A 26,275-nucleotide genomic window follows, 5' to 3' on the forward strand; every position below is an offset into this window, starting at 1 on the left:
TGATTTCGACTTGATTACTGGTCTTCGTCAGATTTCTCTGGAGACTGATCGCGAGCGGAGATTTGTGCTTTTGCAGCATTTATCAAAAAGTCCCGCTCTGCACCTTCTAATTGATTTAGGAGGTCGGCTATCTCAATGTCAGCTTTCATTTCAGGAGACTCAATGAAATCTTCTAGCGACTTTCCGAAGTAGGTTGCAATTCTGCGCGCATCCTCAACGTTGGTGTTTTGCGTTTTGCCTTGCTTTAACTTCTTCAGCTGCTCGTAAGACACCTTCGCGGCCTCTGCGACTTTGCGCAAAGATGGACCTTCTGGCCCCGTAGCTTGTAGAAGTGCGTCTCTGAAGGTTTTCATAATGAGTAAAATTTACAGCTAGAGGTCAAAAAGTGTAAGGCGATAATTGTCCCTTGACCTATGGGGATATTTATCCCCATATGCTTGACATGACAAAAATTGAACTCATCAACCTGATCGAAAGCGAAGCCAAGCGTAGGGATATTGCTACGACAACGCTTTGTCGTCTCGCCGTGGGTAACAATAGACTTCTTCGCAATCTCAAGTCCGGAAATAGCTGCACGCTTGATGTAGCCGAACGGTTTGTCACGTACATCAAGGCAAGTTCTGGTCCTAAACAATGCCGGGCGGCTGGTTGATGTGCGGGTTTCCATCATAATGGCGTTACAGATTTCCAATTCAAATTCATGTGCTCATCATGCCACGCTAACACGCGTGCGCACAGGAAACGAGGTTTCCTATGTTTGACCGAGTTCGAGACTTTCTTCGAGAGAATTGGAAAATTCTAACAGGGCGTCCCGAAAAGCTGTTTCGCGGATCTCAGTCGGAAGTGGCATTTCAGCTTCAGCGGCCAAGCGAAATCCGGACAGGAGAGCGCGTTGTAGGTCGCGTGGTTCAACAGATTGCAGCAAGCCGGACATCGAGAGGGTTAAAGCCTTCAGAGCATCAATCTGACCTTCTAGTTCATGAAGGCGGTTTTCAAGTTTCATGTCCGTCATGTGCGAATCCTTTAGTTTTGCAAATTTCAGCAAGATTAATCCCAGCGCATTCAGAAGGAGAGTCTGATAATGCCTGATTTACGCAAGATTTCCCGTGCCAACATGAAGTCCATTGTGGACTGGTTTGGTTGCTTTGACGCTGTTGCTGAAACCATCAATGCAAGGTGGGGTGGGGGAGCCAGCAAGGGCACCATCAGCAAGAAGGCGTCTGGTTCGCTGGACTGGACTTTGGCTGATGTGATTGCGCTGGAAGATGCATCGGGCCGCTATCCTGTGACACGCCTGATGGCGCGGCGGCTGGAAGGTCGGGTTGTTGGCGTTGACAGTTGCCTAATGATCCAAACGGGCATCATCGCGAAGGAAAGCGGTGAAGCCATTTCTGCCATTCTTTCAGCTGAACAGTCTAGCTGCGCAAATGAGAGAGCGCAGGCAATAACCGAGATTGATGAAGCCATGCAGGCGCTACGTCAGGCGCGCAGCCATCTTGAACAGCCTTCAGCCGAAATGATGGCTGCGATGCCTGCAAAGCCATCTGGTGATGTTGAATGAATTGTGCGGCACTTCCCACGGTCCCACCTTTGGCCATCCTTGGATTTGGCGTGGCGTTGTCTGATGACCTAACAGGGGCGGGTCTTGCCGTGCATGCCCCTGACGAACACGCGGACGTGCATCCGAGGGTGTGCTGTAAGGCCCAAACCGGAGGGGGCTTGGGTGTCCGCACAGTGTGCCCCTTCACCTCCCTGTTCAACTGGACCGCAGGTTGCTTTGTGCGTCTGTGGTCCGCTTTTTTTGGCGGGGTACTGCTGTGACTGCTGGCATCCTTCAGGACATCACCATCGGCCCTTGTCGCCTGATTTTGGGCGATTGCTTGGATGTCCTGCCAAGCCTGACGGGTGCAGCTGACATGCTATTTTGTGACGTTGCCTATGAGCTGACTTCAGGAGGCTATGCGCATCAGTCAATGGGCGGCATTTTTGCAAAAGACCAATACAAAAATGATGGTCTGCTGATGGATGTGCCCGATTGGGAAGAACTTGGCGGGCCATTCTTCCGAGCATGCAAGCCCAATGCGGATGCCTACATCATGGCCAATGACAAGAACCTGTTCCGTGCTGGTCTGGCGTTTGAAGGTGCAGGGTGGCGTTTTCACAACCTGTTGGTTTGGGACAAGGTGCGCGCTACGCGCAACCGTTGGTATATGAAGAATCTGGAATTCACCATTTATCTTTGGAAAGGCAAGTCTGATCCAAAGGGCATCAATGATTGCGGTTCCAAGCAATCCTTCACATTGAATGCGAAGAAAGAGACTGCGCACCCGACTGAAAAACCCGTGGCCTTGGCGCGCCAATACATCTTCAATTCATCCAATCAAGGCGATGTCATTCTTGACCCCATGATGGGCAGCGGTTCCGCGATGGTTGGGGCGGTCGAATTGGGGCGTCGGGCAATCGGGATCGAAAAGAACCGCAAATGGTTTGATGTTGCTGTTCAGCGCGTGACTGCAGCGGTTGCTGCATCCGGTTCTGCCTTGGGTGACCGTCAGGAGGTTACACAATGACTACAAATGGTCGCCAGCATGCGCTGCACTCAATATTCCACCCTCACTGGACGCCATCGGTCGACAGCCAATTGCTGGCCTTGCGTGATCAAGGTGTTCCATTGCACCGCATTGCCGTCTCTTTGATGCGCCAACCAAAAGCTGTCGAACAGCGTTGGCACCGACTGCGCGTGGTGCCCGGCGTTCGTGAACGGCTTCGCAGGTTCGGTGCTGACTCCGCAGAATATCCTGTGGAAGCATCCCCTGATTTGACGCATGGCAGCGGGGGGGCAGCACCATGACCCTATCGGCATTGAAGCCCGCAAATGCACTGGCGGCGCGTTTTGAAATCGAACCATTTGCGGATGTGGCATTTGCTGAACTCGCTGCGTGCCCGTTGGTAGAACCCGGCATCTGCATGAACCCGCTGTGTTCTCAACATTTTGTGCAGACGCGGTCTTGGCAGCGTTATTGCAGCACTACGTGCCGCAAGATGGATGAATTGGACATGCGCCGGATAGGTCACAAGGCAGCGCCCGCGTTGTTGGCGTGGCGCGCGGGTAAATATGAAAAGACCAATGATGAATTGCGGGCACTGTCCCGCGTCGGTCGCAATTATGTGTCGCGGCTGTCTTCCGATTGGTGGAATGACCGTCTGCGCCGGATGGCAGAAAGGGGAACGCTATGAGTGAGGCAGCATCAAGCATCCGTTTAGTTAATGACCCGGATGTTTTTGAATACCCGATACCATCGACTGAGCGTCTGGAAAGCCACTCATGGTTTCCAATGCATTTTCGCCGTTGGTTGAAGTCCGAATTTCGCAATCTTGCTGACCCAGATGTGCGTTCAGCTGCCATAGATTTATTCTGTCAGGCGCAGGATGAAGCGCCAGTGGGTACGTTGCCCACTGATGAAAGATTGCTGGCCAAATTGGCTGGGCTGACGTTGGAGGAATGGAACCGACTAACGGGAAAGCCCATTGGGCCGCTTTACGGTTGGGCGATGTGCCAATGCGACAACGGGCAGGCCCGTCTTTATCACAAGACCATTCTCGAAGTTACCAAAGAGAAGCTTGGAATGCGTGAAGACCATCTGGACAAGCTGGAAGCGGAACGTGAGCGCAAGCGGCTCAAGGCCCTACCTGAGCGCATTGTCAGGGCAGGGGGATCAACACGCATGGCTGAAGATGCTGCATTCATTCTGCAGTTCGACCAGTTCCTTGAAGACAATTATCCGGGCCAGCAACGGCGTCCCTTACTTATTCGTAAGGCGCTGGAAGAATGGTCTTTGCAGAGTGGAAAATCCACCAATTTGCCAATCTAATTTTCCTGCCGCGTTTGTTCCGCCGGAACGAAGTTGGAAGGAAAACGGAATGAACCGGAAGGAAAACGGAAGGTTTCGGCACGATATTTGCACGTTTTAGTCCGTTTGCGGTCCGGTTTGTTCCGGACTGACAAGGACAAGGAAAGAATAAGAAAAAACAATTACGGGCCGCACCGCAGTTTGGTTGGCCATCACATTTGGAAGTGACGAAGAGGCTTAGAATGATGGGCAAAGCAGCATGGACAATGACAAAGAAGAGACAGGGCGGAAAAAGGTGAGAGCGTACTTTTTGAACCCTCTAAACGAGGCAGGGATGGTTCGAAAGCGGACGGACACTGTGGAGAAGCACAAAAAGACAATGACGGCACTGGCTGACAAGCTGGCCTATATGTCGCCTGAAAAGTTGCGTGGATTGCGTCAATATGTTGTTCGACTGGCCAGTGGTAAGGCAGGGAATGTCTGGCCATCTGAGCAAAGTATCGAGCGGGCCGCATACGACCTGCAAACGCCACCGCCGCGCAAAAGTGACTATGCCCAAAGTTTGGTTCGATCTGCCATGGGTCAACGTGCCAATGATGAAGGTTGGGTTGTCGAATTGTTTCAGATTGCCAAGAAGATTGGACCACCGCCGAACAGGTACATCATCAGTAAGTTGAAAGAAGAGGCGGATGACAATCGGCGGCGGCGGGGGCGTGTGGCCGAATACATCAAGTCAGGATCGGAAAGCCCTCATGACCGCGCATGGTTAGCGCAATATCACAGCGATTTGGATGAATGCTTGGCCATCATCAATGACAAATCTGAAAAGGTTGAGGCATGAATGCGATGACAGAAGTGACCGCGCGGAAAATCCAATGGTTCGCAGTGCGGATGAAGCCCAACGCCAGCGGCGGACCTCGCACAGCCATCGTGGATGTTGAAAAAGAGCAATACACCAACCGCGCCGGGCAGAAGGCATGGCGCAAGATCAAGGGCACGGGCAACCGCGTGTTTTTACCTGAACATCTGATGAAGCGCGCAGGCTTCGAAGTGTTCTTGCCAGTGAAGAAGGTTCTGCGCATCAAGAACCGATTTACCAAAGAAAAACACTTGGTTGCTGTACCATTGTTGGCAGATTGGATGTTTGTTGGCTTGCCGATTGGTGGGGGTGAATATGGTCGCGGTGTGCCGAGTTGGAAGAAGTTGATGGAATTGGATGTGGTTGCTGGCGTCATGGGCACTGGTGGCAAGCCAATCCAGTTGTCGGATGCGACCGTCATGGGGATGATGCGCCGTTACAGTGGTCGCAACGTATCTACTGCGATAACCGAACGAATTCTTGCCCGATACAATTTCAACGTGGGCCAATTGGCTAAGGTTTTGAACGGACCATTTGAAGATTTTGATTTCAAGATTGATGAAATCAATGGGGCGTTGGCCAAAGGTCTGGTCAACTTGTTTGGTCGTGAAACATCGTTGGTGCTGGAACTTGCACAACTTGCTCAGAAAGGAAGAGAGACTGACTGACAGGGGTGAGGCGGGGGCATAGCCGTCCGGTGTTGTGTGGAGTCAATTTGTTGAATTAGCTAATTAATATCGCACTTCGTTGATGGCGTATCATCAACACCTTCGCGTCCGATTGCCGAATGTTAAGCGTCGGGCGAGATTTGTTAAGGGCTGTTGACAGATGTGCGGTTGGTCCGTTAACAGGGAATCAGGATGACCCCAAGTCCCTGTCAAACCAAGTAATCACGGCGAAAGCTGGAAGTGACATACCGAGGCCCTGATGTTCGCGAAAAGGCAATATGCTGGTCGCGTCGTTAAAATTGAGAGATATGCCTGATTGGCAAAGCCCGGCTGCAAAGTCCGGGCTATTTTTTTGTGTGGCGTCTGCTTTTGGCTTTGGGCGCTTTTGAAAACTGAGTTTCACCAAAAAATGAGGAGATGAAGATGAAACGTACATTCATGTGCGGGTTGGCCGCAATTGTTGGACTGATGACGATGGGATGCGCTGCCATGGCACATCAGGTTGATGTCGATGTGCTGAAGATGGACTTGCAGCCAGATATTGGCATCTATGAGCTTTGGAATGTGCCTGATGTTGCTGACCTGTTGATGGCGGTGAATGTTCTGGCAAAAGTGGATGTTGTCCCTGACAATCTGGCACATGCCGATATTGTTGCAGTTCAATGGGTATCCTTGACTGAATCGATGGCGATGCGTGGAACTGCATCCAGCACGATGGTCGATGATGCCATGCGCCTTTGGCGCGCACGCACCGTTGATGCTTTCACTGTTTCGCCTGACCTGCTGATTTAGGTCTATGCTGTCGATTGATATTGAGCCGGATGCAGGGTGCTGCGTCTGGCTTTTTTTATGAGTGGTGACTTTTCCGCGTGGGTGTCCCTGTGGGGGTGACAACGGACACATCTAGCCCGGCATTAAACGCCTGATGATTATCTGCGATGGTATGAAATCCGAATGGATTGCGTGGAGCGTCCCTAGCTGGGGAATAACTGGACGCCTAGACCCCACACTCACGCGGAAAAGTCATCTAGCGCGGAGGTAGCTATGTTCAAGGTCGGTGAAGTCGATGTGCGTGACCTTGAACGGTTCGGCAACATGATTGGCGCTTTGGGTCAGGATGGACCGAAAGCGGTCAACCGTGCCTTGAACCGCACAGGAGACATGGCACGGACCCGTGTTGTGCGCGAACTGGCCAAGCAGACAGGACTGCCGCAAAAGACGATCCGCAAGGCTGTGAAGATCAAGCGGTCATCGTGGCAGGACTTGGAATACCGCTTGTCAGCATCGGGCGGTGATGTGTCGTTGAAGTACTTCAAGGCACGGGAGACACTGAAGGGTGTGACGGCCTTTGTACGGGGCGAACGTGAACTGTTCGAAGGTGCATTCATCAAGGGCGGCAGCTTTGCGCGTGGTCGAGTTGTGGCCAAGGGTTTGAATGGCCATGTCTTCCAACGCATCGGTGGTCGAACTGAGTTGGAGAAGTTGAAGTCGGGTGTGTTCATCCCAATCGAAATGGTTGAAGGCGCAACCGCTGCAGCGTTCGAAGGTCTGGTTGCTGACGTGTTGCCGCGCCGACTTGATCACGAAATCGGTAGATCATTGGGTCTTTGAGGCATCAGAAAAAGTAGGGACCGTAGGGCCTTTCTGAATGCACGCGGGGCGTAAGCTGCCCGAGGGTTCGCTAGTCAGACGGGTTTTGTAAAGCCTTAACAGGGAAGGGGAGCTGCTTAACATTCAGCGGTCGTGCAATTGGAAATGATGCAACAAGCAGAAATCAATATGACGCAGGCGGACTTTGCGCGTCATGTGGGTGTCAGCCGTGCGGCTGTAAGTCAGTGGAAATCTCGTGACATCCTGCGTGATGACGCATTCACCCAACCCGGAAAAAAGGGGAAGTTGATTGTGTCTGTCGCGGTCGAACAGGTGCGGAGCAATCGCGATATTGGCCAAGCCCTTGGGAACGGAATCGAAACGCGGACTTCCACTGGTGAAGCGCCGGCTGCTGAACCGCTTGCAGAAGAAGTCCAGCTAGACTTGGCAAAGGCTGACGCTCAGACGATCACATCAGCACCCGCGAAGGCTATTCTCGCGGAAGACAATTCCATTGAAGGTCAAATCAAGCGCGCGAAGTTGGAACAGCAGCTTCGCACCAACCGCATGCACGCGACTGAAGAAGCTGTTCGCCAAAGCAAGTTGGTCGCGGCTGATGATGCGCGCGAACAGATGACCCGTGTCGCAAACATGATGTTGCAAGTTTTTGAAGGAGCCTTGCCTGATTTGGGAGCCGCGATTTCTGCGCAGTTCGAAATACCGCAACGTGATGTTGTGCACTTGCTACGAGCAGAGTTCAACAAAGTGAGGTCGACTGCTGCCACAAAGGAAAAGGCGCGGTCAGATGCCCTAGATAGGGAGAGCATAGCAGCCGTCGAATTGGAGTAATCATGTTGGATGTGGCGGTCACCAGTGCTGAATGGATGGTACATGACGTTTTGTCTGCCGTCCTAGAACCTCCAAAAAATGTCGATTACCTTCAATGGGCGATTGATAATATTGAATTTTCGGAACGTGAAAGTCAGTTCAAGGGGCCATACAACAGTGAACGTTTCAAGTTTTTCGAAGAAATCCTAACGGCACTTGGGCCTGACGATCCATGCCGGATTGTCACGCTTAGAAAATCAGCCCAGTTGGGTGGAACGGTTCTGGCAAATATTTTCACTGGCGGTTCCATGGATATGGACCCCGGCGACTTTCTCTATGTGCATCCCACACATGACAATGCGGTGCGTTGGTCGAAGATGAAGTTGTCCCCTATGCTGAAGGGGACGACGGCGCTTCGTAAGATATTCCCGATGAAGGCCCGTGATGGGCAGGACTCGGTAACCTACAAGGAGCGCCGCGACGGTCGCGGTGCATTGCTGATTTCTGGCGCGAATTCGCCCGCATCGCTTTCGCAGGTGTCAATGAACCGACAAGTTCAAGATGACCTAGCAAAGTGGGACATGAACAGCGCTGGCGATCCGGAAACACAAGCGGATAGCCGCAGCAACGGACGAGAGTTCGCCAAAATCTTCAAGCTTTCGACACCCATGGTTATTCCTGGCTGTCGCATTAGTTCAAACTTTGAATCAGGGAGCCAAGAGCAACCATTCATTCCATGTCCACAATGCGAATTCATGCACGTTCTAGAGTGGGAAAATATGCTGCAGGGCTTGGATGAAGAACATCCCGAAAGCGCGCATTTCACTTGTCCGGATTGTGGATTTCCAATTGAAGATCACCATCGCTCGGAAATGATACCGCGTATCGAATGGCGTGCAGATAATCCAAAATTGAAGCGATACCATCGGTCATTTGATTTGTGGTCTGCCTATTCACCATTGCAGTCTTTTGAGCGCATTGCGCGGTCATGGTTGGCCGCAAAAGGTGACCCGCCAAAAGAGCAGACATTTTGGAATGATGTTGTGGGCAAACCCTATCGTGTGCTTGGGGAATCTCCACCATGGGAAGACTTGCGCGACCGTGCATCAGAATCGGATTATGTGCATGGGAATATTCCTGCAGGTTATCCGGTGTTGACCTGCGGTGTTGACTGTCAGGGTGATCGAGTTGAATGGCAGGTGGTTGCATGGGGCAGGAACAAGCGCCGCGCTGTCGTTGAATATGGTGTTTTCAATGGGCACATTTCGGATGAGAAATGTCAGTCAGACCTGAATGGTTTACTGAAGCAGGGGTTCCGGAATGCCTACGGTCGGAAGGTTGAAATCGACCTGCTGGCGATAGACGGCAACGCTTATACAGAAGATGTTTGGGAGTGGTCGCGCAAGCATCCAGCTAGCCGCGTCATCATGGTTCGTGGCGTGCATCCTGAAAATGCCGCCGTGTTGGCCGTTGTCAAAAAAGAACGAAACCGTCGCGGTAAACTTGTCCGGTATTCTAAGCGCTTTTATAACTTTGCATCGTCTGTTTTGAAGATGGCACTCTACCGTAATCTGAAGAAAGATGACGCGGAAGAGCGCGGCTTTGTAGCGCTGCCTAGAGGGTTGGAAGATGAATATTTCCGGCAACTAACTGCAGAATCTCGTCAGGCCTCAAAGAACAAAAAAACGGGCTTCACCCGCTACCTTTGGGTTAAAGACCCCAGTCAAGCGAATGAAGGGTTGGACACTCATTTGCAGGCTGAAGCGGCTTGGGCGCGGTACGCAGGCCCACAACGCGACTTAATGGATAAGCAGTGGGACGAACTGATGGGGGCACGGGAGTGTCCACCGGAAGATGTCCAAGGTGACTTCGAAGACCTGTTGATGCCAGTGCAGGCCGCCGCAGCGGTCGAACCTGAAGATCAGGTCAAATCGGAAAGCGTGAAAGAACGCGCCCGAAATAAATGGAGCAAGAAATAGCTGTGACTGGTCTGATAAACACCAATGGAACACCGCTTGTTGCATCGCCAGCCGTGAACCGCACCACGGCACGTTATCTGCGCGATACAAAAAGTGGGGCAATTGCGTCGCGGGTTGCGCCGCTGACAAACAGCCGCGATGACATTCGACGCGCATGGTCGCGCAGCGCTGGCTTGGCGATGGACCTTATTCAGAACTCAGGTCGAATTAAGGGGGCTTGTGATCAAGTAATTGCTGACACGGTTGGTGTTGGTCTGACTTTAACACCAGCCCCTGATTTGACTGGTTTGAGTTATTCCGAAGAAGAAAAGGCTGAGTTTATTCGATTGGTAAAGCGCCGTTGGAAACCGTTTTGGCATGACAAAAAAGAATGCGATATGCGGGGGAAATTAAGTGGCCCGCAAATGATAGATATTGGTTTGCGTTGGGACATCGCATTTGGAGAAGTTACGGGCGTTTTCGATTTCTTTGATGATGCTACCCGCCGTCGCTACGGAATTTCGACGGGAACAAAACTGTGTTTAGTGCCTCCTCAAAAGTTGGTGCAGGATACCAGTTCTTTCGAGGGATTGTTTCAGGGGGTACGTCATGATGATAATGGACGCCCAATTCAATATCGGTTCGACACCAGCCTAGACGGTATAAGTGCAAAGCGTGATTATGCGGCATTTGACGCAGATGGGCGTCCGATAACCATGCACATCTACGACCCAATGGACGCTACCGATGTTCGCGGGATTTCGAAGTTGGCACCCGCATTTCGAAAGCATATTCAAGCTGAAATGCTCGGTGACGCTACATTGCAGATGGCTTTGCTACAAACTGTCTTCGCCATAACCTTGACCAGTGAAACACCGAGCGCTGACGCCTATGAGGCGCTTGAAGTCCTGAAGGATCAGGGCGGAGAAGGCGTCGAATATGGCAAAGAATATCTTGGATATTTGGCAGGCAGTTTGGACGCTGCTGCAGAAAGTCGGATTTCCGTTGGTGCAGATCCACAGGTTTCGCATTTGGGTCCGGGGCAGAAGTTGGGCTTTGAAACTGCAAATATCCCCGGCAGCGATTATCTTCCTTTTTCAGATAGTTTAGACCGTGAAATGGCTCGGACCATTGGTGTCACGTTTGGTGGATTTACAGGAAATTACGAAAAGGCGACCTATGCCAGTGTCCGGATGGAAAACTCTTCAATCTGGCCGGTGGTTACGCGTCGTCGTGAACGTTCCGCCGCACCGATGTGCCAGATGGTTTATGAAAATTGGTTGGATGAAGAAGTTGGTGAAGGCCGCATTCCTTTCAAGGGTGGCTATAGCGCATTTAGGGCGAACCGTTCGCGTGTGTGCATTGCTGGTTGGCAGGGGCCACCAAAGCCAACAGCTGATGATTTGAAGTCGGCAAAGGCATCGACCGAACGCATGCGCAATGGAACCAGCTCCATTTCAATCGAAACGGGTGACCTTGGTGTTGATAATGACGCTTTGTTCGAGGAGCGGTTGCGTGATCACAAACGCCATTTGGACGCTGGCATGCAGTCACCATATGCGGCCAAGGATGCGCCAGCAGTAGCGCCACAGGTGACCAAATGAACGTCACAAGTACCGTTAAGATTGGCACTGACCTAGTCGACATTGCGAAGCCTTGTGATGTTGTCACCGCACTGAAGAAAATGCAGCTGAAGCTGGCTGTGGGCGGGGTTCGGGAAACCGTCCGCATTGACGGTGAAGAGGTCACATTCATGCGGGGCAATGACAGCCGATTGGCTTCACTGATTGCGCTCTATGAAAGCGAATGTGCCCGATTGGGCGGCGGTAAAAAGCGAACCCGCTACGCAAAACGCTTTCGATACACCTGAACAAAGGAGACAGGAATGACCATTTTGGTTGACGGTGAACTCGTTCTTTACGGGTTCGTCGGTGATAACTATTGGGATCAAGGCTTCACCGCCACTGATGTTGTTTATGCATTGGCTGAAGTTGGTCGCAGTTCTGACATCACTGTCCGCATCAATTCTGGCGGTGGATACACTGATGACGGCATCGCCATCTACAATGCGCTTAAAGCGCATCAAGGTGAAGTGACTGTCATTGTGGATGCGATGGCCGCATCTAGCGCGTCTTTGATTGCCATGGCTGGCGACACCATCACGATGCGTGCTGGTTCTCAAATGATGATTCATGGACCTTCCGGTTTTGCCTCTGGCAAAGCGAAAGACCTTGAAAGCTACGCTGAAATCACCCGGAAGGTTGGCCGTGGCATGGCTGAAATCTATGCAGAACAATCCGGTGAGGATGTCGAAGACCTTCTGAAAGAAATGGAAGGTGAAATCTGGCTGTCACCCGATGAAGCTATTGAGCGCGGTTTTGCGACTGACGCAGTGAAGGCCAAGTCTTCGAACGTCACCGCCTTTGATTTCCGACAATACGCAAACGCACCCAAACGACTCGTTGCCATGGCAAGAAAGAAGGACTGGACCTTCGATGCCACGGCGTTGAAGGCGGCGTCCGCTGCCCCAACCAAGCCCAAGGAAAAGGAAAAACTTACCATGGCAAAGAAACCCGCAACAGCGGACCCGAACGCTGCACCGATAACAGCAGAAGCGGTTTCCGCTGAAGATGTGAAGGCCCGCATTAAGGCCATCACAGGTGATGATGCAGCGCAGGGCCTTGGCAGTCTTGCAAGTCATTTGGCGTTCGACACTGAAATGCCCACTGAAGAAGCTATCGCGACTCTGAAAGCTGCAGCATCAGACGCGACAAACGCAGTGGTTGTCGATCCTGTTGACCCAAAGGGATACCAAGCTGGCCGTTCAGCAGCTGCAGCTTTGGCGAACCCCGGTGGCAATATCCCCACGCCAAAGAAAACTTCAGCAACCATCGACACTGGCGCCATCTTCGCTGGCCGTCGCGCGCAGAAAGGGACGTAACAAATGGAAACTGCAACAATGCAACCACGCAATCTGGCGTTCCTTCTTTCTGAAGGTCCGGGTCATAGCTCGCGCGCCGAAGCCACTATTCCAGCGGGCACTGGTAAAGTGGCGGCTGGAACCGTCATTGGTGAACTCTCGGCCACGAAGGGACATTTTGTCCCGTCACCGAACGCTGAAGTTGTTGGAATTGAAGGTGCCGAAGTCGCAGCCGCAATCCTTGGATATGGGGTGGATGCCACAACCGTTGATGTGGTTGTGACCATCGTTGACCGGGGTCCAACCGAAGCCAAACTACCAATGCTCATATTCGAAGCGTCGGTTGATGATGAAACCAAAATTTCCGCCAAAGTCGCGCAGTTGAACACTGTCGGCATTCGCGCGCGCTAAGGGAGAAGAATAACATGGAACAATTTGATGATCCGCAATTCAGCGTCATTGCCCTTACGGCTGCGCTGAATAGCCGTCCTATGGTACCAAGCCAGTTGGGTGACCTTGGCATCTTTGAGGAAGAAGGGGTTAACGTCACCACTATCGAGGTTGAAGAAGAGAACGGTGTTCTTGACCTGATTGAACCTAGTGCACGCGGCGGCCCGGGCAACACAATTGGTGACAATGACCGCACCAAAATTGCCTTCAGTATGGACCATTTCGAAATCAACGACGCTGTCTATGCTGATGAAGTTCAAGGGGTTCGTGAATTAGGCAGCACCGACGCTCTTGAAACAATCCAAGGGCGGATCGACATAAAACACGTTCGCCATGCGCGGGGCATGGACAACACCCTTGAACATTACCGCGTTGGAGCGATCAAAGGTTTGATCGTTTCGAAATCGGGCAAAATTCTTCACAATCTCTATGACCGCTTTGGCATTCCGATTCCGGCTGCTGTCGATCTAGGGATTGGCGCTGGTGACGTCGCTAACTTGGGCGAAATTCTGGATGGGGTAACCCATTCTGTCGAAGATGATTTGGATGTTGCCTATGATCATCTTCACGTCCTGACTGGTCGAACTTTCCACACCAAAATGTGGATGCAAAAAGTTGTGCGTGAGACTTTCTTGAACACAGACAAAGCAGAGGTCCTGCGTCGTGGTGTTCCTAAAGTGTTCGAGTTTTCGGACATGGTCTTTGAGCGCTATAAGACTGGGCGGAAAGCTACAAAGGCAAATGGTGATGCGGCATACATCGGGGATACGGAAGCGCGTCTGTTCCCTATCGGGGTGCCGGAAATGTACCTGACGCGGTTTGGCCCTGCCGACTACGAAGAGACGGTTAATACCATCGGCCTGCCACGCTATTCGCGCCAATACGCAATGCCAAATGGCAAGGGGCGGCATCTTGACGCGACAATGGATGTCATCAACCTGTGTACCCGCCCGGCTGGTCTGCGGAAGTTGACCATCGACTAAATTCAAAACCAACGGTGAACCATTAGAAGTCCGGTGTGAAAGCACCGGGCCTTTGGCTGTATCCCCATGCGATTGACCGCATTGGCATTCAGCCAGCAAAGGAAAAGATCATGGCAAGTGTGAAAAAGAAGTGGGTTGCGTTCAAAGGTAACTCGACGATCCCGGCTGATGTTGTCGGGGAAGAAGAAGATTTGAAGGTGCAGGCGGGTGAGGCAGTTCTCGTAACCGTGGCTTATGCCAAACATGTAGTTGCTGACGGTTTTGCTGACTATACAGACGCGCCTGCAAAGGGCGGTTCCAAAAAGCGTACCAACAATGATGCGCCGGGCAAGGTTGAAATCCAGCAACTCCAAAATGAACTTAACGCTGCAAAGGGTGAACTGGCGCAATCGGCAGCTGAAGTGGCCGAATTGAAGGGCAAACTTCAAACCGTCACGGATGAAGCGGACAATCTGAAGCTTGAACTTTCCGAAATGAAAAATGCTCTGGGATCGTCGGATGGCCTGTCGAATGAATTGGGGATTTCCACCGCCCAAACTGCAGTGACAGACGCACAGGCGGCGCTGGTTGCTGCTGAAGGTACTGACGGCGCAGATGGTGCCCGTGCGGCGCTGCAGGCCGCACAGGAAGCCTTGTCTGCGCTGCAGGGCTAATGGACAGCGCAATGCGCGAAGAACTGATGGAAGCGGTGGACGATGTTTGGGCGGAAACGCTCAGACATCTTCCTATGTCTTCTGGTCAGGAAGACCTGACGCGCGAAAAGGTCGAATTCACTGCGGTTGTCAGAACTGGTGACCGTGAAGTGGAAAAGATGAACTTTGGCCGTGGCAACAATGCACGGTCTGGGATTGCAACTGCAGGTGGTCACCTGCGCATCGACCGTTCGGCTTATCCGGACATTGAGGTGAGGAAGGGTGACAAGTTCGTGGCGTTACAGCGCACGGGCGAACCTGCCTTTGAAGTGCATACGGTCGATGACCGCTCACACCTGCGTTTGATTTGTGAATTGGGGGATGCCTGATGTCATTGACTATGATGGCCTTGCGGATTGCTGCTGTTGAAGCCCTAAAAGCTGGTGGCACGATGGTGGGCACTAATGTTCTGGACAGCCAGATTTCAGCAATCGACCAGACTGTGGACGGTGCCCTGAAGACGGACCAGCAGCGGCCATTCATCGCCGTCTATTCAGACAACAGCAAAGCGGACGATTTAGGTGCCACGGGTCTGCGTGCGAACGGTCGGATCGAACTGACGTTCAATTGTGGTGTCTCGCTGACGATGGGTGAATCGAACAAGGAAACGGGCGTCACGGAAATCATCGAAGGGTTGCCATCGACTGATGCACAATTCGAAGCCATTCTTGATGTTGTTGGCTGTCAGATTGGTCGGGTACTGACTGACGCGTCAAATCCATGGGCGCAGGTCTTTGGTGATCTTTGCGAGTTTGTTTCTAAGGCGCAGGTTCGGTCCAGCAGCGCTGCTGCAAATGTGCGTTTGGCATGCGGTCAGCTTAAATTGACCGTTGATGCTTATGCTGACCCGCCGCTTGGTCAGGTATTTGCACAAGACAGTCACTGGCCAAGGTTTCTGGCATTGATGGAACTGCATCAGGTGGAACAGCTTGGTCTATTTCAGTTGATGTTGGGTCAACCAGTAACCGCAGAATACCCAGATTTCGAAGCGCTGACAGGCATGACTACGCGCGATGCGGCTTCATTGCGTTTGTATTCCTTTGAAGGCGTTCCTGCGGAGTCCAGGATTGAAAAACCTTCGTCAGTTGTGGACCGTAGCTGATGGGTCTGCCGGAACAATTAGATGATATGCGGCGCAGGTTGGCTGCGTTGGAAAGGCGCATCGGTTCGCAGGGTCGCACTGGTGTTGTCACTGAAGTTGACGCCGTAAATGGGTTTGCCCGTGTGCAGCTGACTGAAGGCGATGCGCCGATGCTGACTGGCTGGATTCCTTGGGTTGAACCTGCCGCTGGAGCGAACAAAACACACAACCCGCCATCTGTTGGCCAGCAAGTTGAAATCAAATCTGAAAGCGGTGACCTGCACGACGCAACCATTCAAGGCAGTCTGAATTCTGCGTCAAATGGCAGACCATCAGGTGCGAGTGATGAATTCGTGTTGCTGTCGGTTGGCTCTGCATCAATCAAGGCCACTGATGGGGGTTCTGCAATTGTCATCGCCGTAGGGGGATATTCCCTGACTTTATCCGCTGCTGGCGCTGTCAATGCAGGGGGCGCGCTATCTCACGACGGAAAAAATATCGGCAAGTCTCACACGCATCCAAATGTGCTGAACGGGCCGGATAGCACTGAACCACCAAACTAAAGGGAAATATCATGATGAATGATTTGAAAGACTATGAAGTGACTGTTGCGCGCTTCATCGGTGGGCAGCATCGCGCTGTCGGTGATCCGGTCAAGATGACCGAGCGTGCCGCAAAATATTACATGGAGCCTCATGGCACTGGCCTGAAGTTGCCCAATCTTGTTGTTGCGCCCGTGGATGACAAGCCTACCGAAAAGCCTGCTGCAAAAACAGAACCTGCAGCTAACGCCAACGGCTGATCTTACCATGGATTTGGATCACCACACGGGGGCATCGGTCGATGGTTGGGCGCATGTTGTTCAGTCCATCGAAACCATTTTGGTGACCCGGCTGAACACGCGCGTGTTCATGCGTCAGTTCGGTTCGGGTGTCCCTGCGATGGTGGACATGCCCATGAATGACGCAAACATCATGGCGCTTTATGTGTCGGTTGCTGAAGCGATTGACCGTTGGGAACCGCGATTTGAAATGACGGATGTGACCTTTTCTGCAGGCGCGGATGGGGTCATGACTTTGCAGCTGAAGGGCAATCATTTGCCCAATGCCCACTTGGGTGATGTCACGGTTGTGAATGATGAAACGCAGGTCATTCGGGTGCAAGCCACCCGCGTGGACAATTGGAGTGTCGCCGCATGAGCCGTTTTGCAGCCCTTGACCTTACAGCGTTGCCTGAAATGTCTTCAGTGGTGGAGTTGGATTTCGATGCCATTTTGGAAGCGCGACTTCAGGAACTGGAAGCTCAGCTGTCAGAAGTCTTTGATGTTCCAAAGGCGGCGGAAGTCATGGCGTTGGCGCGCAACATTGCGGCCAGTCCGATGCGTTACTTGAATGAAGCGGCAGCTGCGCGCGAACTGTACCTTTCAAATCAGATCAACGCGGCAATCCGGTCTGTGTTTTTGTCAACGGCACGCGGTGGTGACCTTGACCAGATCGGTGCAAACCGTGGCGTTGTCCGCAAGGTTCTGTCTGAAGAGGGTGCTGGCAGTCCTATCATGGAAGCTGATGAAGCCTTTCGTGCGCGCATTCAGCTGGTCATCGAGGCATGGTCACCGCATGGCACCGAAGGTTCATATGTCTATTGGGCGCTGGATGCTGATGACCGCGTGGTTGATGTTGCCGTTTATGGGCCAAACCACGGGCTGGACCCGCCTGTGCCGAACGCTGAAGCCCATATGGTCATTCTTTCCAGTGAGGGTAACGGCACGGCAGATCAAGCTTTGATTGATGCTGTTTTTGACAATTGCATTTCAGACAAGCGGCGTCCGGTGGCTGACAAACTGTCAGTGGTTTCTGCACAGTCAATTCCCTATGCGATTGAAGCGGTTCTGCATGTCACCTCTCCGGAAGCTGCATCTGCAGTTCTGGCGTCTGCGCAGGTGTCAGCACAGGCGTTTGTGGATGGCCGCATTCGCATCGGCCGTAAAAAGTATCGAACTTCCATTGCTGCATCGTTGAATGTTCAAGGTGTTGTCGATGTTGAACTGATTTCACCAGCGGCTGACATTGAGATTGGCCCATTCGAAGCGGCGCATTGCACAGGTATCACTCTGTCTCTGGAGTCCATCACTGGTGGGTGGCGTGATGTTTGATGTGAAAAACACGCAGCTGCCGCCAACGGCAACATCGCTGGCACAGGCGTTGGATATTCTGGAAGAACGGCTGTTTGACCTGCCAGTTAAGATGATTACCAAAGACCCTTGGACGGTCAATGTGGCGCTTCTGGACCATCTTGCATGGGAACATTCGGTGGATGTTTGGGATTTGGATTGGCCTGATGATGTGAAGCGTCGTGCCATTGCAGCCAGTTCTGAAGTTCATCGGTTTAAGGGCACTCCATTCGCAATCAAGGCTGCGCTTGCGGCGTTTGATGTGGACACTGAATTGTTGGAATGGTGGGGTGCTGAAGGTGTGACTTCTGGCATGGAAGCAGGCAGCTTTCGCGTCACCGCCTACGCTGGCCGCGCGCTCTATGGCGATACTGAAAACACCATCGACAACCGGATGCTTTATGCAATGAACGCGGTCGTCCAGCGCGTGGCACCCGTGTCGCGCAAACTGATTTTCAGGCTGGGGGAGCGTTTCAGGTCTGATGTTTTTTTACGTACGGGCGTGCGGCCCGCTTATCTGAACAAAGCTGAATTGGACCCCGGTCCGCGCCCGAATGAGGTGCGCGGTGGTCTGGCAGTCCGCAGCGGGCACCGCGCTTCGCGTGTGTCAAATTACACCCATGAAGTAACGCCCCGCACGAACGGCTTGCAGCTCGCAGTATCTGTCAGGGTCGCGGTGCGTGTTTTGGCAGTGAGCAATGAAACACACGATGTTCAACGGAGGACAATAATATAATGCCGACAACACTTCTGACTGACATTGCAGAGGCAAAAATTACTGCTGCTTCAGGGTCTGGGACACAGGTTGCAATTACGCACATCGCGCTTGGTGACGGAAACGGGGCCAACTACGCCCCCAGTTATTCCCAAACGAGCCTGCAACGCGAACTTGCGCGTCAGGCCATTCAAGTGCGTCAAATGCTTGGCAGTAATGCTTGGCGAGTGAAGGCTGAATTCGACCCTGACACGGTTGCTTTTGGCGTTCGGGAAATGGGTTTCTTCGATGCGGATGGCGACTTGATTGCTGTTTGGGCTGGCAATGACGTCGTGCCGCGCCAGACCGGTGCCATAACATATTTGGTGGACCATGTGTTGAGTTTTACACGGGTCGAAGGTGGCTTGGTCATCGTGAACGCACCGGATGATTTTGTCTTCGACCTTGCCGTAACCACTGGCACGGCAATTGCAAATCTTCAACTACAACAACTTCGCCAAGCTGATGAAATCAGCAAGGCATACGGCGCATAAAGGAGAAGCCAAATGGCAACCAGCACCGAAAGTATTAACACGCTGATCGAAGGTTACACCGACCTCAAAAGCTATTTTGAGAGTGTGCGGGATGGCATCAACGTGAAAGTCGAAGCGCTTACCGCTTCGCTTTCCGTAACCGTCTACATCAACGGGAATGTCGGAAGTGATGAAGCTGCGGGCGGTGAGGAAACGCCGGTGCGAACAATGCGGGAAGCTGTGTCTCGTGTGCCTGTTCGTGGCTTTGGTCGAATCATTTTCAAAACATCTGTTACGATGTCTGAAAAAATTGACACACGCGCATCTGGCCTTCTTTTCGAAGCTTACCCCGGTGTCACGCCTGCGCTCCGTTCGGATTGGCGAGTTGGTGATGACACCTTCCTGTACCCCGGCCAGATCAACTTTGCAGGTAGTTACGGCAGTGTAGCCTTCAACGGTGTAGGGATGCACTTTGAAGAAAAACTGGCTGGAACGGTTGGGGATGATTTTGAGATTGGCGTTTTCATGACCAATTCGATCACGCCGCCGTTGTTTTGTGGCCTTTTTAACTGCGCAATTACCCGCGATGGAGGGGCCGCGGCCTTCCTCATCTCGGCGTCATCAGGAACCGCGACCCTCAACGTCGCCACAAGCGTGACCTTCAGTTCTTCCATGAACGGGTTTTGGTTCGCGGGTATCCCCTCCGGCACGCAGTCCAATTTGACCCGGTACAACACCAACATCACAAGCCTTTAAGGAGAGATGAAAATGGATACTATTTTGCTTGGCCTTGAATATCAGGGCACGGTCTACAACAGTGCGGAAACTGCCAAAGCTTCAGGTGTTCCTGACGAATTTATCGCGGGCGCGCAGTCTGCGATCAACGCGTTGAAGGGCCGTGATGCTATCCGTTCAAAGATTGAAAGCGATGCGGGTGACCCGCTTTCGCTTTTGGGCACCACGTCTGATGCAGCCACAATTGCGGTTCTGATGGGTGCTTGCTTTATGGCTTCGTTGGATGAAACTACCAGCTACGGCGCATTTCGCACAAAAGCCAATGCGTATATGCAGGGGCTTTCTGGTGAGCATGATCCCACCGAAATCGCGCAGGAGTTTCTTTCTAAGGTGGCATCTGGTGGAATTCGCTTGCCTGCTTTGGAAAAAGGCATCGTTCCGGTGCTTGCCGAAGTGACAGCACGCGGCAATGCGGTTGCAGAGGCAATCAACCCGTCTGGTGTTGAGGACGCTTGAAATCCAGTTTCCGTAACGTGAAGCTGTGATCGTCAATCAACAGCTTGTGACGGACGGTTTGGCGGTTCTGGCAGAATACTGAAGCGCAAATGCGCACAACCCGAATGGCTTTAAGGCCTTTCACCCCGGCCAGCGTGCCGGGCTTTTTTTTGACTGTAGGAGATACTAATGGCTGATCTTAGCTATCATCACGGCACGCGATTGTCGGAATCTAATGAAACCCCTGTTCTGGTGCAAGTGGCGCAGTCGGCTGTCGTGGGCTTGTTGGGCACTGCACCTGACGCTGATGCTGACAAGTTTCCGCTGAACACGCCTGTGCTGCTGAAGGGCACGCCAACCGATGCTGTAGGTATCGGTGACACTGGCACGCTGAAGGACGCGATTGATGACGTGTTCGACCAAGTTGGCGCATATACAATCATTATTCGCGTTGAAGAGGGCGCAGACCTTGCGGCAACAATGGCTAATTTAATTGGCGATGCTACGGAACGCACTGGCGTGCATGCCTTGCTGAAATCCGAGCCAATGCTTGGCATCAAACCACGTCTAATTGCTGCGCCCGGCTTTACGTCTGGTGATGGCGTGACGGCGAACCCTGTTGTCGCAGAACTTGTTGGTGTGCTGGATGAATTGGAAGCAGTTGCGTTTGTTGATGGTCCCGACACAACAGATGCAGCTGCTGTCGCCTATCGCGGGCTTATCAATTCGCAGCGCGTCTATGTTGTTGACCCAAAAGTTCTTGTGTTCAACGTGCATCCCGATGTTCAGGCCAATGAGACCCGGCCATCATCGGCGCGCTTTGCTGGTGTTCAGGCACGTGTCGATAAGACATTAGGTTTTTGGCATTCCTTATCAAACAAGCCAATCAATGGGATCGTTGGCGTGTCCCGGCCTGTGACTTACGGCACGCATTCGAACTATCTGAATGAAAACCATGTCAACACGATCATCAACGTTGGTTCCGGTTTCATAACCTGGGGTAACCGAAGTTCGACGGATGAAGATTTGTGGGCGTTCTTGGCGGTGCGTCGCACAGCAGATTTCATCAATGAGGCAATCAAAAAGGCCTATCTGGAATTTGTGGACAAGCCGTTTTCGGCAGCGAACGTCAAGCTGATGATTGAAGCAGGTAATGCTGCGATGCGGACGTTCATTGCTGAAGGTGCAATCATCGGTGGCAAAGTCTGGCTGGATCAAGACCTGAACGAAGCGATTGCGCTCGCTTCTGGCCGCATCACGTTGTCGCTTGATTTCGAACCGCCTGCACCGATGGAAGACATCCGCTTCATTGGGCACCGCAACATCGAATATTATCTGGAACTGACTAAAGCGGTGCTTCAGGCAGCTGCCTAAGTCCGGCTAATCCACAAACCCATGATGCAGATGCGCCGCCAGTGCATCTGCACTGATGCCATCGCAGATGGCCCATTCAGGAGATAAGGCATGAAATCGACCCCGGCATATATCCTTCGCAACTGTGCGATGTGGCTGAACGAAGATGTGAAAGTAGGGCAAGTGTCCGAAATGACCATCCCGCCATTTAAGGTGAAGACAGAAAAGACCCGCAATGCGGGCATGGTGATGGAACGAGAAATGGGCATGGGCTGGGAGCGCGAAAATGCCAAGTTCAAGATGACCGCTTTGGACCCTGCGACCGTCGGTGCTATCAACGGCACGCAGGGAACCACTGACACGCTGATGATTACTGGCGCGTTGGTCGATGAAGATGGCACTGTCACCAATGCGACCTGCTACCTGCGCGGCTTCCTGAAGGATGTGGATTTTGGCAGCTGGAAAGCTGGCGACAAGGCTGAGACTGACTACACATTTGTGTGGGAGTATTTGAAGCTGGAAATCGGTGGTTCTGAAATGCTCGAAGCTGATGACTTCAGTGTCAGTGTGGGTGGACAGTCACAGACCAGTGACATCCGTTCAGCTCTGCTGTTGAACTAAGGGGCTGTACAGATGAATTTACCAATTGAAGTTCAGCTGACGCGGCCTGTTGAGCGCGAAGGGATTGCCTACAAGAGCTTGTCTTTTGACGAACCTGACCTTGATACGCAAATAGCATATGCAGAACTGGAAGCGTCATTTCCAGAACCCAAGAAGGTTGAGCAGCCGGATGGTTCTGAATTGGCCGTTCATTCGCCCGTTACTGCAGCAAAAGTAAACCGCTTCTGGATAGCGCGACTTTCGGGTGTTTCGGAGGACGTGGCAGGCAAGATCAAGGACTCAGACCTTGATGCGGTGAACAAGGCAGTTGAAGTAGTATTGAAGTTCAATTCTGACGCGGGCGATGGCGTCGGTGGTTCGTCGGGAAACGTACCCCCGGCAAAGTAGCGGAAGACTTGCGCTTTGCCGGGGGATTTGTTGCATCAGCACTTTCCACACCGCTATCTCAAGTTCTTACAATGAAGATGTCGGATTTTAAGAAATGGCATGAAGCTGCATTTCAGGTATGGGAAGCCACCCGTCTGAAATTTGAATAGCTTCAGTCTTTGGCTAATGGTTGCTGAAAAGCATTTAGCGTCTTCCGGTCGGTAATCTGGGCGGGAGCGCTTTGACGTGTGCATGCTCGATGAAGGGTAAAGGCCAAGAGCGCGAATGCGCCTGCGCCCCAAAGCACGCCAGCATAAATACCCAAAATGACCGTCGTAGCTATAGCGGCTGCGATCATCAAAATGGCGAACAACATCGAAAATATACCCATGCCTATAAAGTAGGCATTTCTCCCCAAATTTCAAGGTGTGTGCCCAATGGCAAATAGGCGGATAACAACAGAACTGGTCGTTAAGGCGAGTGACCAGTATTCGACAAAAATCCGCGCGATGTCCGGTGTAACGGGACGGTTCGCAGATAAAGTGCGTTCCGACATGGCAGGGCTACAGAAGCTACGTGGTCCGCTGCGCCTCATTCAAGATTATAAGGCGCTTCAATCTACTTTCGGCAAATCTGAAGTGCCTTTGAGGCGTGCCCGTGAAAGAGTCGCTGAACTTCGGCGTGAAATGCGTGCTACGGAAAACCCAACGAAGGGGATGGTGCGGGGCTTCGAGCGCGCGCAGCGCGCTGCTGAACGTTTGCGGCTGGTTCATGACAAAAACGGCACCGCCCTGACGGGGCTAAGATCAAAGTTGCGGTTGGCAGGCGTAAATACTGGTGATCTAGCTGGTGAGCAACTTCGGCTGACAACCGCATTGGGGACCGCAAATGCGGCATTTGCACAGCAAGCCCGTCGCATGGAGCGTCTGCAAACCATGCAGAACCGTCTGGCGGCTGGGCGTGAACGATTAGACCGATCGTTGGCGACAGCTGCGAACCTTAGTTTTGCAGGCAATGCAACAGCAGGAGTGGGTCGCCGCATACTCCATTCCAGTACGGAAATTTCCAACAAGTCAGGAAACCAGCAGGAGGCGTTTACAGAATTCCAAAACCTGACTGGTGCTGATGATGACCGTATTTCCCGACTTCGCAGTGAATTGAGTGGCTTGCGTGATGTCACAAAACAAAGCGTTGATGAAATGCTTGAGGCGCTTGGTGTGCTGGTCGGGAAGGGGATGGACCTTGAGGATGCGCTTGGCGCGTTGCCTTCAACTGCCCGTGCTGCATTTGCGACGGATACGGGTTCCGATGAAATGGGCGCAGCTGGTTTTGCGCTCTACGACAACTTGAATGTTGCACCGGGTCAATTGGAAAAAGCTTACGATATAATGGCAAAAGGGGGCAAAGAAGGCGGATTTGAGCTGGATGCGATGGCCCGTAAGTTTCCTGAAATCACAGCTGGCGCGCGTGCCCTTAAAATGGAAGGTTTGGATGCTGTCGCGGAATTGACAGCTGCGCTTCAGATTGCAATGAAATCGGCGGGTTCTGAAGATCAAGCTGCCACGAACCTCTCCAACTTCCTTGGTAAGCTAACGTCGCCTGAAACTGTGCGACGGTTCGCCAAGGCGGGAGTAAGTATAGAGAAAGAGTTAGAAAACGCATTAGCGAATGGCGTGTCTCCGATGGAGCATATGATGGGCATTATCTCCGACCTTACGGGAGGCGATGCATTGAAGATGGGTGAATTGTTTGGCGACAAGCAGGTTCTCGACTTCCTTCGTGCGATGATCCCAAACATGGAAGAGTATGGCCGTATTCGAGATGCGGCTTTCGGCGCTGAAGGTGTTGTGGATGCAGACCTTGACCGCCGGATGCGAGACTTCAACGTCCAGAAAGGGCAGCTTAAGGAATCCTTGGGTGATTTGTTCACCTTGTCACCGGACACACTCGATACTTTGACAAAGATGATGGAGCGTGCGGACGCTTTCGTTGAAAAACTAATTGTTTGGAAGGCTGAAAACCCTGAATTCGCTAAAGGCCTATTTCTAGGGGCGACCGCACTGGCTGCTATGGCCGTTGGGGCAGGTGCCTTGATGATTGCGGGGGCTGGCCTTATCGGAACAATGGCTGTGATGCGGTTTGGATTGACTGGATTTGGAGCGCGTGCGGCATTTGCTGGGGGTGACTTGCTTGGTCTGACGCGCCGTGTCCGAGGCCTTAGTGGAACAAGGTTGCAGCTGCGCCGTCCAAACTTTCGGCCACATGTTGGCGATTTCCGAAAGTTCGGAACATCTGCAATGGCCGAAATGCTTGATTTGGAGCGCCGCCACAATCTTACTTTGGACCGGATGGCCCGTAAGCGTCGTGCGGCGCGTCTTGCAGCAGCGAAAGGTGTTGGACGATTTGCGTTGCGCGGTGGGGCCATCGGTACTGGCCTTTATCTTGGCCTTGGCATCAAGCCTGTCGAAAACGGAACTATCACCAAAGATGCCGCAAATACTGCAGATTACGGGCAGGGCGCAATTGATAGCATGCAGAAAACGGATGTTCGCTTGTCCGCAGCTGCCGCCACTTTGCGTAATTTTCAGGGTGCGGAATTACCTACAAAAGCACATATCGCCAAGCTGCGAGAAGACGCGGCTGCATACCGTTTGGAGATCGAGGCGGCGCAGGCGGCATTGGCCGAAAGTCCTGAGTTTTCCAGTGGTATCACAAACCCGAACCGTGTTTTGGCACAGGCGGATTTAACTGCTGCTCAAGCTAGTCTTCGTGGGACTGAAGATCAGTTAGCGAACGCCAAGCAGGCTTCCTTGGAGCTTCAAGGCGCATTGATGGTGGTGAATGATACAAGCGTTGCACCTGACATCGACACAACGTCTGTCGATGTGGCGCTTCGAAAGGTGTTTCAGCTTTCAGAGCAGCTTCGCGGGATGCCGTCAGCAACTGTAAATGCAACAGCGCCAAAACCTGCTGGTGCGCGCAGGACCGGAGGTCCGGTTCAGGCGGGATTACCTTATGAGGTGAACGAAGACACGCCTAGATCCGAATGGTTCGTGCCATCTGTGTCTGGTGGCATTCTGAATGTCAGTCAGGCTCAATCGGTGTTTCGGTCGCACCTAAAACCTCAACCGGGGAAAGGCGGGCGATTGGCAGGAAGCACGCAACGGGTGCGGTCAGCTGGTCGCGCAGCCATGTTTGCGTCGCCAGTGCTGGGGGCGTCAGTTCTGTCTGCGTCTGCAGCGACCACGGCATCTTCTGCTGACGCCAAATCTGGCGGTAAGCGGGGCAATGTGACGGTACAGATCACTGGTCCAATCACCATTCCAGTACCTTCAGACGTTACCAATCCGGAAATGATTGCCGAACTTGCTGCTGACCTTTTGGGTCAAAGAGTTGAGGCAATATTTGACGCCAGTTTATCTGATTAA

At 52.5% G+C, this 26,275-nt stretch carries 34 protein-coding genes; 32 read left to right on the top strand and 2 right to left on the bottom strand.

Annotated features, from left to right (window positions below):
- Nucleotides 1-14: 14 nt before the first annotated feature.
- Both V7775_RS08240 and V7775_RS08245 read right to left on the bottom strand, forming a co-directional pair.
- Entirely contained in the window at nucleotides 15-299 is a 285-nt protein-coding gene (locus V7775_RS08240) for a hypothetical protein (RefSeq protein ID WP_335751405.1), read from the bottom strand.
- Between the two features lie 452 nt (nucleotides 300-751).
- Nucleotides 752-1,012, bottom strand: coding sequence for a hypothetical protein (locus V7775_RS08245; protein WP_335751406.1), 261 nt, complete (start codon nucleotides 1,010-1,012; stop codon nucleotides 752-754).
- 69 nt (nucleotides 1,013-1,081) lie between these two features.
- On the opposite strand from V7775_RS08245, the gene V7775_RS08250 reads away from it, so the two are divergent.
- The 32 genes from V7775_RS08250 to V7775_RS08405 all read left to right on the top strand — a co-directional run bounded on the left by V7775_RS08250 (nucleotide 1,082) and on the right by V7775_RS08405 (nucleotide 26,275).
- Nucleotides 1,082-1,561 (top strand): hypothetical protein, encoded by a 480-nt coding sequence (locus V7775_RS08250; RefSeq protein ID WP_335751407.1) that lies wholly within the window; start codon nucleotides 1,082-1,084, stop codon nucleotides 1,559-1,561.
- Entirely contained in the window at nucleotides 1,558-1,821 is a 264-nt protein-coding gene (locus V7775_RS08255; RefSeq protein ID WP_335751408.1) for a hypothetical protein, read from the top strand. The genes V7775_RS08250 and V7775_RS08255 overlap by 4 nt, the downstream gene beginning before the upstream one ends.
- Nucleotides 1,818-2,570, top strand: coding sequence for a DNA-methyltransferase (locus V7775_RS08260; protein ID WP_335751409.1), 753 nt, complete (start codon nucleotides 1,818-1,820; stop codon nucleotides 2,568-2,570). The genes V7775_RS08255 and V7775_RS08260 overlap by 4 nt, the downstream gene beginning before the upstream one ends.
- Nucleotides 2,567-2,851, top strand: coding sequence for a hypothetical protein (locus tag V7775_RS08265; protein WP_335751410.1), 285 nt, complete (start codon nucleotides 2,567-2,569; stop codon nucleotides 2,849-2,851). The genes V7775_RS08260 and V7775_RS08265 overlap by 4 nt, the downstream gene beginning before the upstream one ends.
- The gene (locus V7775_RS08270) at nucleotides 2,848-3,237 is read left to right on the top strand and encodes a hypothetical protein (protein WP_335751411.1); all 390 of its coding nucleotides are present in this window, start codon (nucleotides 2,848-2,850) and stop codon (nucleotides 3,235-3,237) included. The genes V7775_RS08265 and V7775_RS08270 overlap by 4 nt, the downstream gene beginning before the upstream one ends.
- Nucleotides 3,234-3,872: a hypothetical protein gene (locus V7775_RS08275; protein WP_335751412.1), complete on the top strand. Its 639-nt coding sequence runs from the start codon at nucleotides 3,234-3,236 to the stop codon at nucleotides 3,870-3,872. Before V7775_RS08270 ends, V7775_RS08275 begins: the two co-directional genes overlap by 4 nt.
- A 238-nt stretch (nucleotides 3,873-4,110) precedes the next feature.
- Nucleotides 4,111-4,692 carry a hypothetical protein gene (locus V7775_RS08280; RefSeq protein ID WP_335751413.1) on the top strand — a complete coding sequence of 194 codons (582 nt, stop codon included), beginning with the start codon at nucleotides 4,111-4,113 and terminating at the stop codon, nucleotides 4,690-4,692.
- Nucleotides 4,689-5,378: a transcription termination/antitermination protein NusG gene (gene nusG / locus V7775_RS08285; RefSeq protein ID WP_335751414.1), complete on the top strand. Its 690-nt coding sequence runs from the start codon at nucleotides 4,689-4,691 to the stop codon at nucleotides 5,376-5,378. Before V7775_RS08280 ends, nusG begins: the two co-directional genes overlap by 4 nt.
- Before the next feature lie 423 nt (nucleotides 5,379-5,801).
- Complete coding sequence (locus tag V7775_RS08290; RefSeq protein WP_335751415.1) at nucleotides 5,802-6,170, top strand: hypothetical protein; 369 nt, start codon at nucleotides 5,802-5,804, stop codon at nucleotides 6,168-6,170.
- A gap of 252 nt (nucleotides 6,171-6,422) precedes the next feature.
- Entirely contained in the window at nucleotides 6,423-6,989 is a 567-nt protein-coding gene (locus V7775_RS08295; protein WP_335751416.1) for a phage tail protein, read from the top strand.
- A gap of 144 nt (nucleotides 6,990-7,133) precedes the next feature.
- Nucleotides 7,134-7,817, top strand: a complete 684-nt coding sequence (locus V7775_RS08300) for a hypothetical protein (RefSeq protein ID WP_335751417.1) — start codon at nucleotides 7,134-7,136, stop codon at nucleotides 7,815-7,817.
- Nucleotides 7,818-7,852: 35 nt separating this feature from the next.
- Nucleotides 7,853-9,775 (top strand): phage terminase large subunit family protein, encoded by a 1,923-nt coding sequence (locus V7775_RS08305; protein WP_335751757.1) that lies wholly within the window; start codon nucleotides 7,853-7,855, stop codon nucleotides 9,773-9,775.
- Between the two features lie 2 nt (nucleotides 9,776-9,777).
- Nucleotides 9,778-11,358, top strand: a complete 1,581-nt coding sequence (locus tag V7775_RS08310; protein ID WP_335751418.1) for a phage portal protein — start codon at nucleotides 9,778-9,780, stop codon at nucleotides 11,356-11,358.
- Nucleotides 11,355-11,624, top strand: coding sequence for a hypothetical protein (locus V7775_RS08315; protein ID WP_335751419.1), 270 nt, complete (start codon nucleotides 11,355-11,357; stop codon nucleotides 11,622-11,624). Before V7775_RS08310 ends, V7775_RS08315 begins: the two co-directional genes overlap by 4 nt.
- 15 nt (nucleotides 11,625-11,639) lie before the next feature.
- Nucleotides 11,640-12,695 (top strand): head maturation protease, ClpP-related, encoded by a 1,056-nt coding sequence (locus V7775_RS08320; protein ID WP_335751420.1) that lies wholly within the window; start codon nucleotides 11,640-11,642, stop codon nucleotides 12,693-12,695.
- Between the two features lie 3 nt (nucleotides 12,696-12,698).
- On the top strand, nucleotides 12,699-13,085 hold the full coding sequence (locus V7775_RS08325; RefSeq protein WP_335751421.1) for a head decoration protein: 387 nt from the start codon (nucleotides 12,699-12,701) through the stop codon (nucleotides 13,083-13,085).
- A 14-nt stretch (nucleotides 13,086-13,099) separates the two neighbouring features.
- Nucleotides 13,100-14,107 carry a major capsid protein gene (locus tag V7775_RS08330; protein WP_335751422.1) on the top strand — a complete coding sequence of 336 codons (1,008 nt, stop codon included), beginning with the start codon at nucleotides 13,100-13,102 and terminating at the stop codon, nucleotides 14,105-14,107.
- 35 nt (nucleotides 14,108-14,142) lie between these two features.
- Nucleotides 14,143-14,760, top strand: coding sequence for a hypothetical protein (locus V7775_RS08335; protein ID WP_335751423.1), 618 nt, complete (start codon nucleotides 14,143-14,145; stop codon nucleotides 14,758-14,760).
- 11 nt (nucleotides 14,761-14,771) lie between these two features.
- Nucleotides 14,772-15,128, top strand: coding sequence for a hypothetical protein (locus V7775_RS08340; protein ID WP_335751424.1), 357 nt, complete (start codon nucleotides 14,772-14,774; stop codon nucleotides 15,126-15,128).
- Nucleotides 15,128-15,901, top strand: coding sequence for a hypothetical protein (locus V7775_RS08345; protein WP_335751425.1), 774 nt, complete (start codon nucleotides 15,128-15,130; stop codon nucleotides 15,899-15,901). Before V7775_RS08340 ends, V7775_RS08345 begins: the two co-directional genes overlap by 1 nt.
- The gene (locus V7775_RS08350; protein ID WP_335751426.1) at nucleotides 15,901-16,443 is read left to right on the top strand and encodes a phage baseplate assembly protein V; all 543 of its coding nucleotides are present in this window, start codon (nucleotides 15,901-15,903) and stop codon (nucleotides 16,441-16,443) included. Before V7775_RS08345 ends, V7775_RS08350 begins: the two co-directional genes overlap by 1 nt.
- An 11-nt stretch (nucleotides 16,444-16,454) precedes the next feature.
- The gene (locus V7775_RS08355) at nucleotides 16,455-16,682 is read left to right on the top strand and encodes a hypothetical protein (protein WP_335751427.1); all 228 of its coding nucleotides are present in this window, start codon (nucleotides 16,455-16,457) and stop codon (nucleotides 16,680-16,682) included.
- A gap of 7 nt (nucleotides 16,683-16,689) precedes the next feature.
- Complete coding sequence (locus tag V7775_RS08360) at nucleotides 16,690-17,079, top strand: GPW/gp25 family protein (RefSeq protein WP_335751428.1); 390 nt, start codon at nucleotides 16,690-16,692, stop codon at nucleotides 17,077-17,079.
- A complete protein-coding gene (locus V7775_RS08365; protein ID WP_335751429.1) occupies nucleotides 17,076-18,032 on the top strand; it encodes a baseplate assembly protein in 957 nt (318 codons plus the stop codon). The genes V7775_RS08360 and V7775_RS08365 overlap by 4 nt, the downstream gene beginning before the upstream one ends.
- The gene (locus V7775_RS08370; protein WP_335751430.1) at nucleotides 18,025-18,786 is read left to right on the top strand and encodes a phage tail protein I; all 762 of its coding nucleotides are present in this window, start codon (nucleotides 18,025-18,027) and stop codon (nucleotides 18,784-18,786) included. Before V7775_RS08365 ends, V7775_RS08370 begins: the two co-directional genes overlap by 8 nt.
- Entirely contained in the window at nucleotides 18,786-19,298 is a 513-nt protein-coding gene (locus tag V7775_RS08375) for a phage tail-collar fiber domain-containing protein (protein ID WP_335751431.1), read from the top strand. Before V7775_RS08370 ends, V7775_RS08375 begins: the two co-directional genes overlap by 1 nt.
- Nucleotides 19,299-19,310: 12 nt before the next feature.
- Complete coding sequence (locus V7775_RS08380; protein ID WP_335751432.1) at nucleotides 19,311-20,033, top strand: hypothetical protein; 723 nt, start codon at nucleotides 19,311-19,313, stop codon at nucleotides 20,031-20,033.
- Between the two features lie 12 nt (nucleotides 20,034-20,045).
- Complete coding sequence (locus V7775_RS08385) at nucleotides 20,046-20,528, top strand: hypothetical protein (protein ID WP_335751433.1); 483 nt, start codon at nucleotides 20,046-20,048, stop codon at nucleotides 20,526-20,528.
- Between the two features lie 168 nt (nucleotides 20,529-20,696).
- A complete protein-coding gene (locus V7775_RS08390; RefSeq protein WP_335751434.1) occupies nucleotides 20,697-21,881 on the top strand; it encodes a phage tail sheath subtilisin-like domain-containing protein in 1,185 nt (394 codons plus the stop codon).
- A gap of 90 nt (nucleotides 21,882-21,971) precedes the next feature.
- Nucleotides 21,972-22,481: a phage major tail tube protein gene (locus tag V7775_RS08395; protein ID WP_335751435.1), complete on the top strand. Its 510-nt coding sequence runs from the start codon at nucleotides 21,972-21,974 to the stop codon at nucleotides 22,479-22,481.
- Nucleotides 22,482-22,493: 12 nt separating this feature from the next.
- Nucleotides 22,494-22,868: a hypothetical protein gene (locus V7775_RS08400; RefSeq protein ID WP_335751436.1), complete on the top strand. Its 375-nt coding sequence runs from the start codon at nucleotides 22,494-22,496 to the stop codon at nucleotides 22,866-22,868.
- Between the two features lie 416 nt (nucleotides 22,869-23,284).
- Nucleotides 23,285-26,275, top strand: a complete 2,991-nt coding sequence (locus tag V7775_RS08405) for a phage tail tape measure protein (protein WP_335751437.1) — start codon at nucleotides 23,285-23,287, stop codon at nucleotides 26,273-26,275.

It is taken from the genome of Sulfitobacter sp. (assembly GCF_036960155.1).
Taxonomy (GTDB): Bacteria; Pseudomonadota; Alphaproteobacteria; order Rhodobacterales; family Rhodobacteraceae; genus Sulfitobacter.

Coding starts and splice junctions, on each gene's coding strand:
- V7775_RS08245 (WP_335751406.1), bottom strand. CDS start 1,012: ATGACGGACATGAAACTTGAAAACCGCCTTCATGAACTAGAAGGTCAG.
- V7775_RS08250 (WP_335751407.1), top strand. CDS start 1,082: ATGCCTGATTTACGCAAGATTTCCCGTGCCAACATGAAGTCCATTGTG.
- V7775_RS08255 (WP_335751408.1), top strand. CDS start 1,558: ATGAATTGTGCGGCACTTCCCACGGTCCCACCTTTGGCCATCCTTGGA.
- V7775_RS08265 (WP_335751410.1), top strand. CDS start 2,567: ATGACTACAAATGGTCGCCAGCATGCGCTGCACTCAATATTCCACCCT.
- V7775_RS08270 (WP_335751411.1), top strand. CDS start 2,848: ATGACCCTATCGGCATTGAAGCCCGCAAATGCACTGGCGGCGCGTTTT.
- V7775_RS08275 (WP_335751412.1), top strand. CDS start 3,234: ATGAGTGAGGCAGCATCAAGCATCCGTTTAGTTAATGACCCGGATGTT.
- V7775_RS08280 (WP_335751413.1), top strand. CDS start 4,111: ATGGACAATGACAAAGAAGAGACAGGGCGGAAAAAGGTGAGAGCGTAC.
- nusG (WP_335751414.1), top strand. CDS start 4,689: ATGAATGCGATGACAGAAGTGACCGCGCGGAAAATCCAATGGTTCGCA.
- V7775_RS08290 (WP_335751415.1), top strand. CDS start 5,802: ATGAAACGTACATTCATGTGCGGGTTGGCCGCAATTGTTGGACTGATG.
- V7775_RS08295 (WP_335751416.1), top strand. CDS start 6,423: ATGTTCAAGGTCGGTGAAGTCGATGTGCGTGACCTTGAACGGTTCGGC.
- V7775_RS08300 (WP_335751417.1), top strand. CDS start 7,134: ATGATGCAACAAGCAGAAATCAATATGACGCAGGCGGACTTTGCGCGT.
- V7775_RS08305 (WP_335751757.1), top strand. CDS start 7,853: ATGGTACATGACGTTTTGTCTGCCGTCCTAGAACCTCCAAAAAATGTC.
- V7775_RS08315 (WP_335751419.1), top strand. CDS start 11,355: ATGAACGTCACAAGTACCGTTAAGATTGGCACTGACCTAGTCGACATT.
- V7775_RS08320 (WP_335751420.1), top strand. CDS start 11,640: ATGACCATTTTGGTTGACGGTGAACTCGTTCTTTACGGGTTCGTCGGT.
- V7775_RS08325 (WP_335751421.1), top strand. CDS start 12,699: ATGGAAACTGCAACAATGCAACCACGCAATCTGGCGTTCCTTCTTTCT.
- V7775_RS08330 (WP_335751422.1), top strand. CDS start 13,100: ATGGAACAATTTGATGATCCGCAATTCAGCGTCATTGCCCTTACGGCT.
- V7775_RS08340 (WP_335751424.1), top strand. CDS start 14,772: ATGCGCGAAGAACTGATGGAAGCGGTGGACGATGTTTGGGCGGAAACG.
- V7775_RS08345 (WP_335751425.1), top strand. CDS start 15,128: ATGTCATTGACTATGATGGCCTTGCGGATTGCTGCTGTTGAAGCCCTA.
- V7775_RS08350 (WP_335751426.1), top strand. CDS start 15,901: ATGGGTCTGCCGGAACAATTAGATGATATGCGGCGCAGGTTGGCTGCG.
- V7775_RS08355 (WP_335751427.1), top strand. CDS start 16,455: ATGATGAATGATTTGAAAGACTATGAAGTGACTGTTGCGCGCTTCATC.
- V7775_RS08360 (WP_335751428.1), top strand. CDS start 16,690: ATGGATTTGGATCACCACACGGGGGCATCGGTCGATGGTTGGGCGCAT.
- V7775_RS08365 (WP_335751429.1), top strand. CDS start 17,076: ATGAGCCGTTTTGCAGCCCTTGACCTTACAGCGTTGCCTGAAATGTCT.
- V7775_RS08370 (WP_335751430.1), top strand. CDS start 18,025: ATGTTTGATGTGAAAAACACGCAGCTGCCGCCAACGGCAACATCGCTG.
- V7775_RS08375 (WP_335751431.1), top strand. CDS start 18,786: ATGCCGACAACACTTCTGACTGACATTGCAGAGGCAAAAATTACTGCT.
- V7775_RS08380 (WP_335751432.1), top strand. CDS start 19,311: ATGGCAACCAGCACCGAAAGTATTAACACGCTGATCGAAGGTTACACC.
- V7775_RS08385 (WP_335751433.1), top strand. CDS start 20,046: ATGGATACTATTTTGCTTGGCCTTGAATATCAGGGCACGGTCTACAAC.
- V7775_RS08390 (WP_335751434.1), top strand. CDS start 20,697: ATGGCTGATCTTAGCTATCATCACGGCACGCGATTGTCGGAATCTAAT.
- V7775_RS08395 (WP_335751435.1), top strand. CDS start 21,972: ATGAAATCGACCCCGGCATATATCCTTCGCAACTGTGCGATGTGGCTG.
- V7775_RS08400 (WP_335751436.1), top strand. CDS start 22,494: ATGAATTTACCAATTGAAGTTCAGCTGACGCGGCCTGTTGAGCGCGAA.
- V7775_RS08405 (WP_335751437.1), top strand. CDS start 23,285: ATGGCAAATAGGCGGATAACAACAGAACTGGTCGTTAAGGCGAGTGAC.